This is a genomic window from Pseudomonas sp. FH4 (assembly GCF_000510915.2).
GTDB lineage: Bacteria > Pseudomonadota > Gammaproteobacteria > Pseudomonadales > Pseudomonadaceae > Aquipseudomonas > Aquipseudomonas brenneri.
This window is the reverse complement of the sequence record NZ_AOHN01000024.1, coordinates 70,049-87,482: the sequence shown is the minus strand read 5'-3', so window position 1 is coordinate 87,482 and position 17,434 is coordinate 70,049. Positions and strand designations below refer to the sequence as shown.

Genomic DNA, 17,434 nt, shown 5'->3' with positions numbered 1-17,434 from the left:
ACTTGGGCATTTCTGCACAACACCCAGCTTGATTGCACTCCCTTGGTGAAACAAACAAACGCACTCCAGCTACCGAATCAGAAGCAATGAAATTTATCTCACGCTGTCTGGGTTTTTTTCGCGTCTTCCACCTCGCGTACTGCAATAAGTCTGCCTATGCCCGAACTATTGAGATGCTCATACCTTTTATCCAGCGTATCCAATCTGACAGTAGCATCTTTCGACACGACTGCTGAATCGTCCTTGTATGGCCTGTAAATAAAATCATTTTTCTCCGAAACTTTCACCATGTTATTCTCAGCCGCGTCATAAAGCTTTTCCATAACATCAAGGCGTTCATTTGTGCCAGTGGGCCATGTCGAGCTTTTTTCAAGGGCCTTACCGTCCCCGCCCTCAACCATGGTCTGAATTGTATTGACGGCATACAGAGTTTTTAGCTCAGCGTTCTCCAGGCGCAACTTAATCACGGCATCATCTTGTCCTCCGGGACTGCTTACCGCCGCCGCAGTATTAGTGGCCTGACTTAGGGCAGGCTGATGGATCGGAGGAAGTACCGGGGTATTGGCAGTAAAACTACCTTTGATAGTTTCGCCAGCCCAGACAGACCCCGCGTAGGTACCAATATTCAACGGTGCGCTGACAAGTCCATTTACGGAAGCATTCACAAAAGCATCACGTGTAACGGTTTTCAAACTGGTGTCCGTTTTAAACACCCCAGCCTTGACTAGGCGATCAGCGACAACCAGATTGGCCGCCACATCGCCAAATGTCTTCGGTTTGGCAACAGCAGGCTTGGCCGGGCCAGTGACTGATGAACCTGGGTGCTGCGTTTTGAACACCATGTCCCTGAATTTAGTCACCCCCGGGCTGTTTGGAGGGCCTGCTGGCCGGCTGTGACCAAGACCGGCGGTCTGTATATATTTACCTGGCGTCCCATTAGACGGCGGAAGCTTCGACTTTTTCGGAGAGGGAAGCGTGGGAAACGTGGGACGCTTGGGAAACTTAATCCCCCGCTTAGTACGTACAGACCCTTCATCCTGCTGCTTTTGCCCAGCAGTATGTGCCTGGTAGGACACCTGGGTCTTTTGGTTATCCATTGACTCATTCAACGTTGACACACTTTTCGTACTGGCGGCTGCCTGCTGACTGGGCAAGTCGGCCGCCGAATCTTTCATTTGAAAATAATTTGGAATAGGAGAACCTGTAATATTCATATCTTCACCTACATAGTAAAAAACACGCCTATGACGCGCCACTAGTACACTGACCCGCCTCTAGAACCTACAATTCCAAAATAATGAATCGTCCTTTATTTCTTAGTACAAGAAAGACAATGCTCAGTTCCACAAGACACATAATTCAAATCAAAAAATCACAACCCACACTTCAAACGCATCTTTCCTCAACACTGACGCACCGCACAAGCACCAAAACAAAAAAACAAAACCCATATTAAACAAGCACCTCACCAAACCACTCCCAGCAAGTGACTGCACAGCCTGGCACTCAGACTATATACATTATGGACTACAGCACTTAGCGAACATACCGGCGACTCGCCCACCGACAACTTACGAAAAGTGAAGGCGTGAGCAAGTTCGCCAGGAAAAGCGTAAAAGATCAAAAGCCCTCCTTGGCGTCACTCAGTTGCGGAGCGCAAAGCGATTCCATGTTTGCGCAATTTGCGGTACAGCGTATTGCGACTGACGCCCAACTGCTCTGCGGCAAGGCTCATATGCCAGCGCTGCTGTTCGAGCGCGGCCAGCAATACCAAGCGCTCGGCATCCTCCAGCGGCTGCTTACCCCGCTGTATGGTGATTTGCACCTGAGAGGGCGCCAGACGAACCATCGAGGGTAAATCGTCCATCTCTACCCGCCCACCGTCACACAGTGCAACCAAGGTGCGCAGCACCGTACGCAGTTGTCGGACGTTACCCGGCCAGGCGAAGTCCAGCAGCGCCTGACGGGCATCGCCATCCAGCACTATCGCCTGCCCTTCAGCTTCTTGTGTCAGCAGAAAGTCCAGTAACTGCGACTTGTCGCTGCGCTCACGTAACGCCGGCAACGCTACCTCCAGACCATTGAGGCGATAGTACAAGTCCTCGCGGAAGGTGCCGTCGGCCACCCGCATCAACAAATCACGGTGGGTTGCGCTGATAATGCGCACGTTCACCGCTTGCGGTTCGCCACCTATAGGCACCACCAACCGGTCTTCCAGCACCCTTAATAACCGGGTCTGCAACGCCAGGGGCATATCGCCGATTTCATCGAGGAACAAGGTGCCACCATCGGCCTGTTGCAGCTTGCCGCGCATGCCTTCCTTGCGGGCGCCGGTGAAGCTGCCGCCGCGATAACCGAACAACTCGCTCTCGATCAGGTTTTCAGGGATGGCCGCGCAGTTCAGGGCTACGAAAGCTTTGTCGGCGCGCTGGCTGGCGTGGTGCACGGCTTTGGCAAAGGCCTCCTTGCCGGAGCCGGTTTCGCCATTGATCAGCAGCGGCACGTCACGTTCGAAGACCCGCAGGGCCTTGCGAAAATCACTCTGCAGCGCCTCGTCACCCAGGCAGATCCCTGGCAAACGTGGCCGCTCAACCTTGGGCGGCGCTTGCACCACCGGGCTGGGTGCGCGGCGGGATTCACCGCGCAGTACGGCAAACAGGCTACGCCCATCGCGGGTACGCAGGGGCCAACTGGCGCTGGCATTGGCACTGGCGCGGCCAAGCAATTGGTCCAGGGTGCAATCGAAAAACATCTCCACCGGCAGGCCCAGCAAGCGCCCGCGTGGCTGGCCCAGCAGGTTCTGCGCGCTTTGGTTGAGCGCACAGATGCGCCCTTCGCCGTCGAATGCCAGCAGCCCTTCGCTGAAGAGCCCCACGGACTCGGCCTGCAGATGGAAACGCAGCAACCAGTGGTTTTCAAAGTGCCGCAGGAAATAGCAGCTCTCGATCATCTTCGCCGAGAGATTGACCAGCGCCATGGTGTGGAACTGGCTCTGGCGCGAAACCGCTTCGCGGGCCGACGATACGTCGAGCACAGCCAGTAAATCGCCATGAGGGTCGAACACCGGGCTCGCGGAACAGGTCAGCCCGGTATGGCGCCCGCGAAAGTGTTCGTCGCGATGAATGGTCAGCGCCTGGCGCTCCACCAGGCACGTGCCAATGCCATTGGTGCCTTCGCAGGCCTCGCTCCAATCGGCGCCGAGCCATAGGCCGGCGCGCTCGAACACCTTGCGTTCACTGGGCGCGGTGACGCAATTGAGGATCACCCCGCGCGCATCGGTCAGCAGCACCGCGTGGCCGGCGCCGGAAAGTTGTTGATGCAAATTATTCATTTCATTGCCGGCGATGTGCAGCACTTGTTGCAGGCGCTCGCGGCTTTCGAGCAGGCGATCATGCTCCAGCACCGTGGGGGCGATGGTCAGCGCCGGGTCGAGGTGGTAATCCTCCAGGCAGCGCAGCCAAGAGCGGGCAATCGACGGATCGCTGCCGGGGCCGTGCTGTGGGTCTTGCCCACGGGTGACGGTCAGGACTTGCCGAGCATGGCGGCTGAAATGATCGTTGTGCATGTTCTTATTGTTCTCCTGCTGCGTGGGACACACCGCGGACCGGGACGCCCAGCATCCTCCAGGCCTTGGCGCATTGCAATCCCAGGGCGACCCATGGGTCACAGGCTGTACCGCTTATGGCACAAAGTGTCACACAGGCTGTATCAGACTTGTCACAGCAAAGCCTTGCAACAAACCCCAAGCCCTTGATTTACCTGGCCCACAGGGCACTGGCCCGACCTTTGCTCTACGCTTTATCAAGCGCAGCCACGCTGCACTCCAATAAACATAAGAAGTCAGGAGATACCCACCATGCGTTATGCACACCCCGGTACTGAAGGCGCTATCGTTTCGTTCAAGGCCAAGTACGGCAACTACATCGGTGGCGAATTTGTTGCACCGGTCGATGGCAACTACTTCACCAATACTTCGCCGGTGAACGGCAAGCCCATCGCCGACTTCCCACGTTCCACTGCCAAGGATATCGACAAGGCACTGGACGCCGCCCACGCCGCCGCTGACGCCTGGGGCAAGACCTCGGCCCAGGACCGCTCGCTGGTGCTGCTGAAAATCGCCGACCGCATCGAACAGAACCTCGAACTGCTCGCCGTCACCGAAACCTGGGACAACGGCAAGGCCGTGCGCGAAACCCTCAACGCCGATATCCCCCTGGCCGCTGACCACTTCCGCTACTTCGCCGGCTGCATCCGCGCCCAGGAAGGCAGCAGCGCCGAGATCAACGAACACACCGCCGCCTATCACTTCCACGAACCACTGGGTGTGGTCGGCCAGATCATCCCGTGGAACTTCCCTCTGCTGATGGCTGCCTGGAAACTCGCGCCAGCCCTGGCCGCCGGCAACTGCGTGGTACTCAAACCGGCCGAGCAGACCCCGCTGGGCATCAACGTGCTGATGGAAGTGATCGGCGACCTGCTGCCACCGGGCGTACTGAACGTGGTCCACGGTTTTGGCAAGGAAGCAGGCGAAGCCCTGGCCACCAGCAAGCGCATCGCCAAGATCGCCTTTACCGGCTCCACGCCAGTGGGCTCGCACATCATGCATTGCGCGGCCGAGAACATTATTCCGTCCACCGTTGAGCTGGGCGGCAAGTCGCCGAACATCTTCTTCGCCGACATCATGAAAGCCGAGCCACAGTTCATCGAAAAAGCCGCCGAAGGCCTGGTGCTGGCGTTCTTCAACCAGGGCGAAGTGTGCACCTGCCCATCCCGCGCACTGGTGGAAGAGTCGATCTACGACGACTTCATGAAAGTGGTGATGAAGAAGGTCGAGTCGATCAAGCGTGGCGACCCGCTGGACACCGACACCATGGTCGGCGCCCAGGCGTCCGAGCAGCAATTCGACAAGATCCTGTCATACCTGGAAATCGCCAAGGGCGAAGGTGCCGAGCTGCTGACCGGCGGCAAGGTGGAGAAACTGACCGGCGACCTGGCCAGCGGCTATTACATCCAGCCGACCCTGCTCAAGGGCACCAACAAGATGCGCGTGTTCCAGGAAGAAATCTTTGGCCCGGTGGTCAGCATCACCACCTTCAAGGATGAAGCCGAAGCCCTGGCGATCGCCAACGACACCGAGTTTGGCCTGGGCGCTGGCTTGTGGACCCGCGATATCAACCGCGCGTACCGCATGGGCCGGGCGATCAAGGCCGGGCGTGTGTGGACCAACTGCTACCACCTCTACCCCGCGCATGCGGCGTTTGGGGGTTACAAGAAGTCCGGCGTGGGTCGTGAAACGCACAAGATGATGTTGGATCACTATCAGCAGACCAAGAACCTGCTGGTGAGCTACGACATCAACCCGCTGGGGTTCTTCTAACCCTCCCCCGCTCTCACACTTGAAATGCAATTAAATGTGGGAGCGGGCTTGCTCGCTCCCACATTTGGATCTTCATCAGTAGTTGCGACGTGCATTCGGCAGACATCCGCCGAGTTAAAACAATAAAAAAGGTACTTTCCCATGCCTAGCGAACCGACAGGATCCTCCGTCGACTTCGAAAAAGTCGGCTCCGAATATTTCCAACAACGCGAACTGAAAAAAGGCGCCGCCGGCTGGGTGCTCCTGGTCGGCCTCGGTGTTGCCTATGTGATTTCCGGCGACTACGCCGGCTGGAACTTTGGCCTGGCCCAGGGTGGTTGGGGCGGGATGTTCCTCGCCACGCTGCTGATGGCCACCATGTACTTGTGCATGTGTTTTTCCCTGGCCGAACTGTCCTCCATGATCCCCACCGCAGGCGGCGGCTATGGCTTTGCCCGCAGTGCATTCGGGCCTTGGGGCGGATTCCTCACCGGCACCGCGATCCTGATCGAATACGCCATCGCCCCCGCCGCCATCGCGGTGTTTATCGGCGCCTATTGCGAGTCGCTGTTCGGCATCGGCGGCTGGATGATCTACCTGGCGTTCTACATCATTTTTATCGGCATCCACATCTTTGGTGTCGGGGAAGCGCTGAAGCTGATGTTTGTGATCACCGCCGTCGCCGCGATTGCCCTGGGGGTATTCCTGGTGGCCATGGTGCCGCACTTCAACGTCGCCAACCTGCTGGATATCCCGGTGACCGAGGCCAAGGGCGCCAGCAGTTTCCTGCCATTTGGTTATGTTGGCGTGTGGGCCGCGATCCCCTATGCGATCTGGTTCTTCCTCGCCGTCGAAGGCGTGCCCCTGGCCGCCGAAGAAACCAAGAACCCGAAACGCGACCTACCGCGCGGCCTGATCGGCGCGATTGTGGTGTTGACCAGTTTTGCCCTGCTGATCCTGGTGATCGCCCCCGGTGGCGCGGGCACCCTGGCGCTGGTCAAATCGGGCAACCCGCTGGTCGAATCCCTGGCCCTGGCCTACGGCGGCTCGACCTGGATGGGCAGCTTCGTCAACCTGGTGGGCCTGGCCGGACTGATCGCGAGTTTCTTCTCGATCATCTACGCCTATTCCCGGCAGATCTTCGCCCTGTCCCGCGCCGGTTACCTGCCGCGCAAACTGTCGCAGACCAATAAAAGCAAGGCGCCGGTGCTGGCGCTGGTGATCCCGGGGATCATCGGTTTTGGCCTGTCGCTGACCGGCCAGGGCGACCTGCTGATTTTGGTGGCGGTGTTTGGCGCGACCATTTCCTACGTGTTGATGATGGCCGCGCATATCACCCTGCGCATCCGTCGCCCCAAAATGGAGCGCCCGTACCGCACACCGGGAGGCATCTTCACCTCGGGCCTGGCTCTGGTGCTGGCGTGTATCGCAGTAGTCGCGGGCTTCCTGGTGGATCCACGCGTGGTGATTGGCGCGGCGATCATCTATGGAGTATTAATTGCTTACTTTGCTTTCTACAGTCGGCATCACTTGGTAGCAGGCACGCCGGAAGAAGAGTTCGCGGCGATCCAGGCCGCAGAGGCCGCCTTGCACTAAACGCCGTAAACCACGGCGCGGGCCACCGCCCGCGTCGTCATGGAGAGTCTGTATGGCAAGTTTTTCTCATTCGGTCGGCGCCTTGACCTACCGTTTCGACAGCCTCAAGGACGTGATGGCCAAGGCCAGTCCCGCCCGCTCCGGGGACTTTCTCGCAGGCGTTGCCGCGCAGAACGATGGCGAACGTGTGGCAGCACAAATGGCCCTGGCCAATATTCCCTTGAAGCACTTCCTTGAAGAAGCGCTGATCCCCTATGAAAGCGATGAAGTCACCCGGCTGATCATCGACACCCACGACCAGCAGGCCTTTGCCGTGGTCAGCCACCTGACCGTTGGCGGCCTGCGCGACTGGCTGCTCAGCGATGCGGCCGACGAACACAGCCTGCGGGCATTGGCACCCGGCCTGACGCCGGAAATGGCCGCCGCCGTGTCGAAGATCATGCGCGTGCAGGACCTGGTGCTGGTGGCGCAGAAAATCCGCGTCGTTACCCAGTTTCGCGGCACCCTGGGCCTGCGCGGGCGCCTGTCCACACGCCTGCAACCCAACCACCCCACGGATGAGCCGGCGGGGATCGCCGCGAGCATTCTCGACGGTCTTTTGTATGGCAACGGCGACGCCATGATCGGCATCAACCCGGCCACCGACAGCATCGCCTCGATCTGCGCCATGCTGGAGATGCTCGACGCGATCATTCAGCGCTACGAGATTCCGACCCAGGCCTGCGTGCTGACCCACGTCACCACCTCCATCGAGGCGATCAACCGTGGCGTGCCACTGGACCTGGTGTTCCAGTCGATTGCCGGCACCGAAGCAGCCAACGCCAGCTTCGGGATCAACCTGAATGTGTTGCAGGAAGGCTACGATGCGGGTTTGAGCCTGAATCGCGGGACCCTGGGGCAAAACCTGATGTATTTCGAGACAGGGCAAGGCAGCGCCCTGTCCGCCAATGCGCACTTTGGCATCGACCAGCAAACCTGCGAAACCCGCGCCTATGCCGTGGCCAGGCATTTCAAGCCGTTTCTGGTCAACACCGTGGTCGGTTTCATCGGCCCCGAGTACCTGTACAACGGCAAGCAGATCATCCGCGCCGGCCTCGAAGACCACTTCTGCGGCAAGCTGCTGGGCGTGCCGATGGGTTGCGACATCTGCTACACCAACCATGCCGAAGCCGACCAGGACGATATGGACACCCTGCTGACCTTGCTGGGCGTGGCCGGGATCAACTTCATCATGGGCATCCCGGGCTCCGACGACATCATGCTCAACTACCAGACCACGTCCTTTCACGACGCGCTCTACGCCCGCCAGACCCTGGGCTTGAAGCCCGCGCCGGAGTTTGAACAGTGGCTGGCGAAAATGGGCATCTTCACGCAAGCCGATGGCAAGGTGCGGTTTGGCAACAACCTGCCACCGGCCTTCCGCCATGCCTTGGCGCAACTGGGATGAAGAAGGAGCCCGAAGTGCAGCTTGATACGCCAGAAAACGACAACCCATGGCTGGAACTGCGGCGCCTGACCCCGGCGCGGATTGCCCTGGGCCGCACCGGCACCAGCATCCCCACCGGCGCGCAACTGGACTTCCAGTTCGCCCACGCCCAGGCCCGCGATGCGGTACACCTACCGTTCGACCATGCCGAATTGAGCCGCCAGATGGCCGAGCGCGGCCGCGACAGCCTGTTGCTGCACAGCGCCGCACTCGACCGCCACAGCTACCTGCAGCGCCCGGACCTGGGGCGGCGCCTGAGCGATGAGTCGGCACAGACCCTGCGCGACTACGCCCTGGCCAACCCCGGCGGAGTGGACCTGGCGGTGGTGGTGGCCGATGGTTTATCAGCACTGGCGGTGCATAAACACACCGCGCCGTTTCTGACACGCATGGAAGAACAAACCCACGCTGAAGGCTGGTCGCTATCGCCGGTGATTCTGGTGGAACAAGGCCGGGTCGCGGTCGCCGATGAAATCGGGCAACTGCTCGGCGCAAAAATGGTGGTGATCCTGATTGGCGAACGGCCGGGGCTCAGCTCGCCGGACAGCCTGGGGCTGTATTTCACCTACAACCCCAAGGTCGGCCTCACCGATGCGTACCGCAACTGCATTTCCAACGTGCGCCTGGAGGGCTTGAGCTACGGCATGGCCGCGCACCGCCTGCTGTACTTGATGCGCGAGGCCTGCCGGCGACAACTGTCGGGGGTCAACCTCAAGGACGAGGCACAGGTTCAGACCCTTGAAACGGATGATCCGGACCTGATGAAAGGCAATTTCCTGCTCAGTCCGCCAAAGGAGTGATGCCGACACGATTGCGATTTTTAGCCGCTTTAGGCAGCATCAAGCAGCGGGCGCCCGAGTAATGGATCGTTTGCCGTCGTATTCCTATAGAAGTTGAGGCCTAGCATGCGGATTACTCAAGCGACTCTGGAACACCTGGACCTGTTGACCCCATTATTCGTCAAATACCGTGAGTTCTACGGTGCGCTGCCCTTTCCTGACTCGTCCCGGGCCTTTCTGGAAAAGCGCCTGCGCCGCAAGGAATCGGTGATCTACCTGGCGCTGCCGGATGACGACGACAGCAAGCTGCTTGGCTTTTGCCAGCTGTATCCGAGCTTTTCCTCGCTGTCATTGAAACGGGTGTGGATCCTCAATGATATCTACGTCGCCGAGGACGCCCGCCGCCAACTGGTAGCCGATAACCTGATGCGCACCGCGAAAAAAATGGCCAAGGAAACCAATGCCGTGCGTTTGCGCGTGTCGACCAGCAGCGATAACGCCGTGGCGCAGAAGACCTATGAATCCATGGGCTTTCGTGAAGACACCGAGTTCAAGAACTACACACTCCCGATCAGCGAAGACTGAAACACCGCAAAAAAATGTAGGAGCTGGCTTGCCTGCGATGCATACACCTCGGTGTGTCAGTCAGACCTCGGTGATGCTATCGCAGGCAAGCCTGCTCCCACATTTGGATCAGTGCTAGCCAGAATAGCTGCGACATCCCCCGCTACAAAACCAACACGCTTTTCACCACTCAATCCGTATAATGCCGACCTTTTAGGGCTGTAAGAAAATCGGCATACGCCTGTAGCCTTATTACCCGAAGCTTCCGCACAGGCCCGCTGAGCCAGGCCGTCCACACAGGTGCCATCCATGGATTTCAACCCGCTCGACCTTATCCTGCATCTCGACGTGTACCTCGACCTGCTGGTAACCAATTACGGTCCGTGGATCTACGCCATCCTGTTCCTGGTGATTTTTTGCGAAACCGGCCTGGTGGTGATGCCGTTCCTGCCGGGCGATTCGCTGCTGTTCATTGCCGGCGCCGTAGCGGCTGGCGGTGGCATGGACCCGGTCCTACTGGGCGGCCTGCTGATGCTGGCGGCGATCATGGGTGACAGTACCAACTACGTGATCGGCCGAACCGCCGGAGAACGCTTGTTCAGCAACCCCAACTCGAAAATCTTCCGCCGCGATTACCTGCAAAAGACCCACGATTTCTACGACAAGCACGGCGGCAAAACCGTGACCCTGGCGCGCTTCCTGCCGATCCTGCGCACCTTCGCGCCGTTCGTCGCCGGTGTCGCCAGAATGCCTTACCCACGGTTCTTCGGCTTCAGCGTGCTGGGCACCATCCTCTGGGTCGGCGGCCTGGTCACCCTCGGCTACTTCTTCGGCAACGTGCCGTTCATCAAGAAAAACCTGTCGCTGCTGGTGGTGTTCATCATCCTGCTGTCACTGGTGCCGATGATCATTGGCGTGGCACGCAGCCGCTTTGGCCGCACCTCATCCGAAGCCAAGCCGCACTGATCGGCCATGTGGTCCCTCAGCGCCTGGCGTCGCCGGCGCATCCTGGCCAAACATCCCGTTGCCGATGAAACCTGGCAGCGGGTGCGCCATCACCTGACCTTCCTCGACGGCATCAGCGCCGAACAGGACCAATGGCTGCGTGAAGCCAGCATCCTGTTCCTCACCGAAAAACACCTCACGGCCCTGCCCGGCGTCGAACTGCACCAGGAACAACGCCTGTTGCTCGCCGCCCAGGCGCAACTGCCGCTGATGAACCTGGGCGACCTGGACTGGTACCAGGGCTTCCACGAAATCATCCTCTACCCCGATGACTTTCGCAGCCCCCAGCGCCATCGCGACGCCAGCGGCGTGGAACATGAATGGGACGGCGAACACAGTGGTGAAGCCTGGCAGCAAGGCCCGGTGATCCTCGCCTGGCCGGGCGTGCTGGCCAGTGGCAATTGGGAAGGCTACAACCTGGTAATCCACGAACTCGCGCACAAGCTCGACATGCTCAATGGCGATGCCAATGGCCTGCCGCCGCTGCATGGCGACATGCGCGTGCAAGAGTGGGCGAGCGTGATGCAGGGCGCCTATGACGACCTCAACCGCCAACTCGACCACAACCCCGACGCCGAAACCGCCATCGACCCCTACGCGGCGGAAAACCCTGCGGAATTCTTTGCTGTCACCAGCGAGTATTTTTTCAGCGCCCCGGATTTACTCACAGAAAGTTATCCACAGGTCTACGAGCAACTGAGCCACTTTTACCGCCAGGACCCACTGGCCCGCCTGAAACATCTGCAGGCCAGCGACCCGCGCTATCAGACTGAAGGCTAAGTACCGTACGACGTCTGGCGCGTGGCATCGGCGCAGGAATATGCCTATAATCGCCGCCACTTTTAGGCCAATCCGGCCAGTTTACCTGGCCAATAACGGGGGCAACGCCCAATGAGCTACAGCAAGATTCCGGCTGGCAAAGACCTGCCGAACGACATCTACGTCGCCATCGAGATTCCGGCCAACCATGCGCCGATCAAATACGAAATCGACAAAGACAGCGACTGCCTGTTCGTTGACCGTTTCATGGCCACCCCGATGTTCTACCCGGCCAACTACGGTTTCATCCCTAACACCCTGGCAGACGACGGTGACCCCCTCGACGTGCTGGTCGTGACGCCTTACCCGGTCACCCCAGGCTCGGTCATCCGTGCCCGCCCGGTTGGCATCCTGAACATGACCGACGACGGCGGCGGCGATGCCAAAGTTATCGCCGTACCACACGACAAGCTGTCCCAGCTGTACGTCGACGTGAAGGAATACACCGACCTGCCGCCACTGTTGCTGGAGCAGATCAAGCACTTCTTCGAGAACTACAAAGACCTCGAAAAAGGCAAATGGGTGAAGATCGACGGTTGGGGCAACGCAGACGCCGCCCGTGCCGAGATCATGAAGTCGGTAGCCGCCTATAAAGGCTGATACCCGCTACTCATTGCCACGGCAATCAAAAAAGCCCCGATCATCCGGGGCTTTTTTTGTGGGAAAAAATAAACAACAAGTTCAATAGAATAAACAAATCATCAACTAACGTTTAACTGAATACATTATCGACAGGATTTCACTTTCAATAAGGAAATACCTACATACACCAACTCAACACATAGTTTATTTGATCTAGTTTTCCGGCCAGTAAACTCTGCGTTTATGAATACATCAGGTGATCGCTTAAGAATATTACTTCGGGAAGTTCATCTTTCCGCATCCGACTTCGCCAAGAATCGCGACGTCACGCCCCAGCACGTAAACAACTGGTTCAAGCGTGGCGTGCCCATGGCCCGGCTCGACGAAATAGCAGAACTGCTGTGTGTCACCAGCCGCTGGCTGCGTACCGGCGAAGGCCCCAAACACCCGCCGACCAACTACCAACTGGAAGGCCCCAACACAGCAAACAACGCTGACGCACGCGAAGACTGCGGCCACTACCTCTGCGGCCCCAGCAGCGGCCCGGAAAAAATCGACGTGGAAATCCCCCTCCACGCCTCCTTCAACACCGAAGAAAGCCTACGCCTCTCCCTGCACACCCTGGAACAACTCAACGTCACCGCCGAACGTGCCCTGGGGGCCTACATGGTCGGCAACAGCATGACCGACATCATCCAGGACCGCGCCATCCTGGCCATCGACCGTGGCCGCACGCAAATCATCGACGGCGAAATCTACGCCCTCGAACACGACGGCATGCTGCGCATCAAATACCTCTACAACCGCCCCGGCGGCGGCCTGCGCATCCGCAGCCACAACAGCAACGAACACCCCGACGAACTCCTGACTTACGATCAGCGCTTCGAGCAAAACGTACACATCCTGGGCTGGGTCTTCTGGTGGTCCACCCTGAACAACCGCCGCCCTCCCGTCCCGCTGGACGAGCACCTGATCGGCCACGACAGCTCTAAATCAGACCAGACGCTGGAAAATTGAGAGGAGTGTAAGTATTATGCGCGGCACATTTGGCAGGGGTTGGCGTAGCGCCGACACACCCTGCCCGGCGATGCGGAGGAGTTCCCGCTGATGCCCCCTTTATCACTTGGGCGAGAGCTTGAGTGAACGATTGAAGGCTGGTGAGGTTTACCAAAAATAGACTTAACCAGTCCCCGAGAAGCCGGCCACAAGCCGGCTTTTTAATGCCCCCAAAACCTAATCCCATCTAAAAGCCCCCTGCTAACCAAACTATTCCAGGGCTTTAGTTATTCCCAACGAAAAACCAAGAGCCGCACCCTCAAGCACAGCTCTCGCGACCTAAGTAACAACAACAGCCCTACCGAGTCCCGCGCAACCGCAACCCCGCCGGCATAAAGTAAGAATCCTCCGGAATCGCCTGACCAAAATCCACCGTCTGTGGCTCTTCATTATCCAGGTTCTGTACGTAATACCGCCGTGCCTGCAGGTCATGGAACACGTCCAATGCACTCCAGGTAGTTGGCAAATCGTAGAAGTTTTTCAAGTAGGCCATCGACACCCGCCACAGTTCGCCACGGCCGTCGTACTGATCGACCACCGCTGCGCCCCAGCTGTCTTCATCGAGGTACAGCACGCGTTTGGAGTACAGGTGCCGCGCCGTTGGTTTGAGGGTGCCTTCGACTACCCACACGCGGTGCAGTTCGTAGCGGGTGTATTGCGGGTTGAGGTGGCCGACTTTGAGCAGGTCGGCGTATTTCACGTCGGCGCTGGCAACTTTGTAGTTGTTGTAGGGGATGTAGATTTCTTTCTTGCCCAGCAGTTTCCAGTCGTAGCGATCCGGCGAGCCGTTGAACATGTCGGTGTCGTCCGCCGTGCGCAGGCCATCGGAGGATGAGATCGGTGTGTCGTAGGCCAGGTTTTGCCAAAAAGACTCTCCAATAGCGCCACGTAGCGGGGTCTAATGCCCCTGTAGGAGCGAGCTTGCTCGCGAAGGACGTCAACGATAACGCGTGCTTGCATCAAGTTCTTCGCGAGCAAGCTCGCTCCTACAGGGGGTCTACGCCGGGTAGCCGGTGATCTCGCGGATGCTCTGGTACAGCGGCTTGAGCTGGCGATACATGTGCAGGTAGACCTCGCGGTACAAGCGGTCGTACATCTGTTGCGCCTCAGGCTGGGGCATGAAGACTTCAGCGGTGCGGGTCATGGCGGCGATGGCCGTATCAAAATCCGGGTACAGCCCAAGCCCCACGGCACAGGCAATCGCCGCCCCCAGCCCGGACGCCTCGAACACATGGGGGCGCTCGGCGGGCAGGCCAAAGATATCCGCGGTGAGTTGCATCGCCGCGTCGCTCTGGGAGCCGCCACCGGCCACGCGCAGGCGCTTGATCGGGGTTTTCGAACGGCGCTCGATACGCTCCTTGCCCTGGCGCAGCGCATAGGCCAGGCCCTCAAGAATCGCCCGGTAGATATGCGCCCGGGTGTGCACATCGCCAAAGCCGATCATCGCCCCCTTGGCCTCCACCCCGGGTTCACGGATACCCGGCGACCAGTAGGGCTGCAGGGTCAGGCCCATGGACCCGGGCGGCACCGCGTTGACCAGCGCATCAAACAGTTGCTCCGGTTCCAGGCCCTGCTCGCGGGCCTGCTGCATTTCCCGTAGGCCGAACTCGTTCTTGAACCAACTGACCATCCAGTAGCCGCGATAGATCATCACTTCGCAGTTGTAGTGATCAGGGATCGCCGCCGGGTAAGGCGGGATCAGCGGGACAATCTCCAGATAGCGCGAGCGAGTAGTGGTAATGGTCGCCGTGGTGCCATAGGACAGGCACGCGGTCGTTGCCTCCACCACGCCGGAACCAAGCACCTCGCAAGCCTTGTCGGAGCCGGCGGCAATCAGTGGCAACCCCTCCGGGATCCCGGTATGGCGGCTGGCCTCGGCGGTGATGCGGCCCAGCTCTTCCCCCGGTTTGTACAGGCTCGGCAGTTGCTCCGCCCGCACCGCCAGGGCCTGCCATTTCCAGTCCCGGGGCGCGGCCCAGCGCAGGTGTTTGAAGTCGAAGGGCAAGTAGCCCACGCAACAGCCCACAGAGTCGACAAAACGTCCGGTCAGGCGATGGCTGAGAAACCCCGAGAGCAGCAGGAACTTGTCAGTGGCCGCCCAGATATCCGGCTGATGCTGGGCGATCCAGTTGGCCTCGGCCTGGGCGCGAAAGTAGTCCACCGTGGCCTGGGCGCCAATCAGCTTGAACAGCCAGCCCCAGGGCCCCTTGATCCCGCCCTTCGGCTCGCACTGGCGCTGGTCGAGCCAAAGGATGGCCGGCCGCAACGCCTGACCCTGGGCATCGACATTGATCAACGTGCCGCGCTGGGTGGTCAGGGACACGCCGCGGATCAGACTGCGGTCGATGCCGGTCTGCGCCCACAACTGCTGGCAGGCTTCCCCCAGTTTGCGCCAGTAATAATCCGGGTCCTGCTCGGCCCAGCCGGGCTGGCTGGAGTAGTAGGCCTGCAACTCGACCTTGCCTTTGCCCAGCAGGTTGCCCTGCAGGTCGAACAACAGCGCGCGGACACTCTGGGTGCCGTTGTCGATCGCCAGCACATAGTCTTTGCCGGGGGTGTTGTTATCCACGAAGCTCTCTTTTTTCATGAAGCTCTCTTCAGATCGAGGCGCAGGGTACGCTGTGATGACGTTGCCAAAGTTGCAGGTAACGCTGCTGTTCCTGTTCCCAGCGCGCGTCGTCCCAGCCCAGGCGCGGCTGGCACAGCCGGCGGATGTCCGCCAGGTAGTGGGCCGCGCCTTCGGCCAATAGCAGGCCGAGGCGAGTGCGCCGCAACAACAGGTCGTCCAGGTGCAAAACCATCTCGGTCTCGGCGGCAAACGCCAGCTCCGCCCACAAGGTATCGCTGGCCCCGACGCAATCGCTGCCCAAGGTGCGTATCAAGCTGGCCAGGCGCGGCAGATCGCGGCCATGACGCCCGGCCAGGCGCCGCACGCCGGCGTCGCTCAGCCCGGGGATCGCCTGCAACGGTACGGCCTGGAACACCGGCGCGCCGTCATCCTCCAGGGGTTTGCCGAGCATCCCGGCACAGGCCCGCAGCACCTCGATGGCCTGGGGCCGGAAGGTGGTCAACTTGCCTCCCGCCAGGGTCACGCAGCCGGGCTCCTGCCACAGCACGTGCTCGCGGGTTTCATTCGATGGCTTGGCCTGGGAGTCGGCGGCGCCCACCACCGGGCGCACCCCGGACCAGGTACACAGCACGTCCGCCGCCGTCACCTGGGCTTGGGGAAATGGCTGGGCGCAAGCCTCCAGCAAGTAGTCGAGTTCCTCACAGGTGATGCTCGCACCAAGGTCCAGATCCTCGCGGTGATCCAGGTCGGTGGTGCCCACCACCGTGGCCCCTTCCCACGGAAAGACAAACACCGGACGGCCGTCGCGCCGATGCATGAAACTGAAGGCATGGGCCACCGGCAAGCGCCAGCCCGGCAACAACAGATGGCTACCACGCAAGGGCCGCAACTGGCGCTGCCCGCCGCCCGGTTGCAGGCGCTCAGCCCAGGCTCCGGTGGCCACCGCCAGCACCGCGCAGCGCACTTGCATAACCGCGCCGCCCTCAGTGTCCTCGACCTCGACCCCACACACACGCTCGCCGTCGCGCAACACCTGGCGCACCCGCAGGCCATTGAGCACCCAGGCGCCATCGGCACGGGCCTCGGCCAACACGCGCATGACCAGCCGCGCATCGTCGGTCAGCGCATCGCGAAACTGCGAGGCACCCAGCAGTCCTGGCTCCTTCAGGCCCGGTGCCAGATAGCGCAGTTGTGCAGGTTTATGGAACTGGCGGCTGCGACAACCGGCCAGCGCGTCATACAAGCGCAGCAAACCGCCGAATACCCGTGGCCCGGGGAACCCGCCGCGATAGTGCGGCATCAGGAAACTCATGGGGTCTACCAACCCCGGTGCCTCGCCCATCAAGCGTTGGCGCTCGCGCACCGAATCACGGGCCAGGCGCCACTGGCCCTTAGCGATGTAGCGCAGGCCACCATGGACCATTTTCGACGAGCGGCTGGAAGTGCCCCAGGCAAAGTCCCGCTGCTCCAGCAGCAGGCAGCGCCAGCCGCGCCGGGCCGCCTCGCGCAGGATCCCGGCGCCACTGATGCCGCCACCGATCACGATCAGGTCCCAGGTTTCACTCGCCAGTTGCGGCAGCACGGCTTCGCGCCATTGGGCATTCCAGTCATTGCTCATGGGC

13 protein-coding genes and 1 pseudogene are annotated in these 17,434 nt (G+C 60.1%); 9 read left to right on the top strand and 5 right to left on the bottom strand.

Annotated features, from left to right (window positions below; genetic code table 11):
- Nucleotides 1-98: 98 nt before the first annotated feature.
- Complete coding sequence (locus tag H097_RS19070) at nt 99-1,214, bottom strand: hypothetical protein (protein ID WP_156356816.1); 1,116 nt, start codon at nt 1,212-1,214, stop codon at nt 99-101.
- Between the two features lie 425 nt (nt 1,215-1,639).
- Complete coding sequence (locus tag H097_RS19065) at nt 1,640-3,565, bottom strand: sigma-54-dependent Fis family transcriptional regulator (RefSeq protein WP_032861667.1); 1,926 nt, start codon at nt 3,563-3,565, stop codon at nt 1,640-1,642.
- 291 nt (nt 3,566-3,856) lie between these two features.
- On the opposite strand from H097_RS19065, the gene H097_RS19060 reads away from it, so the two are divergent.
- From H097_RS19060 to H097_RS19020, 9 genes are all read left to right on the top strand, one after another.
- Nucleotides 3,857-5,377 (top strand): aldehyde dehydrogenase family protein, encoded by a 1,521-nt coding sequence (locus H097_RS19060; RefSeq protein ID WP_032861665.1) that lies wholly within the window; start codon nt 3,857-3,859, stop codon nt 5,375-5,377.
- A gap of 141 nt (nt 5,378-5,518) precedes the next feature.
- Entirely contained in the window at nt 5,519-6,952 is a 1,434-nt protein-coding gene (gene eat, locus H097_RS19055; protein WP_032861664.1) for an ethanolamine permease, read from the top strand.
- A gap of 52 nt (nt 6,953-7,004) precedes the next feature.
- On the top strand, nt 7,005-8,399 hold the full coding sequence (locus H097_RS19050; protein ID WP_032861663.1) for an ethanolamine ammonia-lyase subunit EutB: 1,395 nt from the start codon (nt 7,005-7,007) through the stop codon (nt 8,397-8,399).
- The gene (gene eutC / locus H097_RS19045) at nt 8,396-9,238 is read left to right on the top strand and encodes an ethanolamine ammonia-lyase subunit EutC (RefSeq protein WP_032861661.1); all 843 of its coding nucleotides are present in this window, start codon (nt 8,396-8,398) and stop codon (nt 9,236-9,238) included. The genes H097_RS19050 and eutC overlap by 4 nt, the downstream gene beginning before the upstream one ends.
- A gap of 105 nt (nt 9,239-9,343) precedes the next feature.
- A complete protein-coding gene (locus tag H097_RS19040) occupies nt 9,344-9,802 on the top strand; it encodes a GNAT family N-acetyltransferase (protein WP_029292284.1) in 459 nt (152 codons plus the stop codon).
- A 288-nt stretch (nt 9,803-10,090) separates the two neighbouring features.
- Nucleotides 10,091-10,747, top strand: coding sequence for a DedA family protein (locus tag H097_RS19035; protein ID WP_029292285.1), 657 nt, complete (start codon nt 10,091-10,093; stop codon nt 10,745-10,747).
- A gap of 6 nt (nt 10,748-10,753) precedes the next feature.
- Entirely contained in the window at nt 10,754-11,566 is an 813-nt protein-coding gene (locus tag H097_RS19030) for a M90 family metallopeptidase (RefSeq protein ID WP_032861660.1), read from the top strand.
- A gap of 111 nt (nt 11,567-11,677) precedes the next feature.
- Nucleotides 11,678-12,205: an inorganic diphosphatase gene (gene ppa / locus H097_RS19025; protein WP_003176323.1), complete on the top strand. Its 528-nt coding sequence runs from the start codon at nt 11,678-11,680 to the stop codon at nt 12,203-12,205.
- Between the two features lie 225 nt (nt 12,206-12,430).
- Nucleotides 12,431-13,204, top strand: coding sequence for an XRE family transcriptional regulator (locus H097_RS19020; RefSeq protein ID WP_082445637.1), 774 nt, complete (start codon nt 12,431-12,433; stop codon nt 13,202-13,204).
- A 337-nt stretch (nt 13,205-13,541) separates the two neighbouring features.
- Here the strand turns inward: H097_RS19020 and H097_RS19015 are convergent.
- The 3 genes and pseudogenes from H097_RS19015 to H097_RS19005 form a co-directional block, all read right to left on the bottom strand.
- Nucleotides 13,542-14,102, bottom strand: a pseudogene (locus H097_RS19015) (DUF1329 domain-containing protein); the annotation flags it as partial.
- A gap of 138 nt (nt 14,103-14,240) precedes the next feature.
- Nucleotides 14,241-15,830 (bottom strand): FGGY-family carbohydrate kinase, encoded by a 1,590-nt coding sequence (locus H097_RS19010; RefSeq protein ID WP_050593406.1) that lies wholly within the window; start codon nt 15,828-15,830, stop codon nt 14,241-14,243.
- Nucleotides 15,831-15,840: 10 nt separating this feature from the next.
- Nucleotides 15,841-17,430, bottom strand: coding sequence for a glycerol-3-phosphate dehydrogenase/oxidase (locus H097_RS19005; protein WP_032861658.1), 1,590 nt, complete (start codon nt 17,428-17,430; stop codon nt 15,841-15,843).
- Nucleotides 17,431-17,434 lie beyond the last annotated feature (4 nt).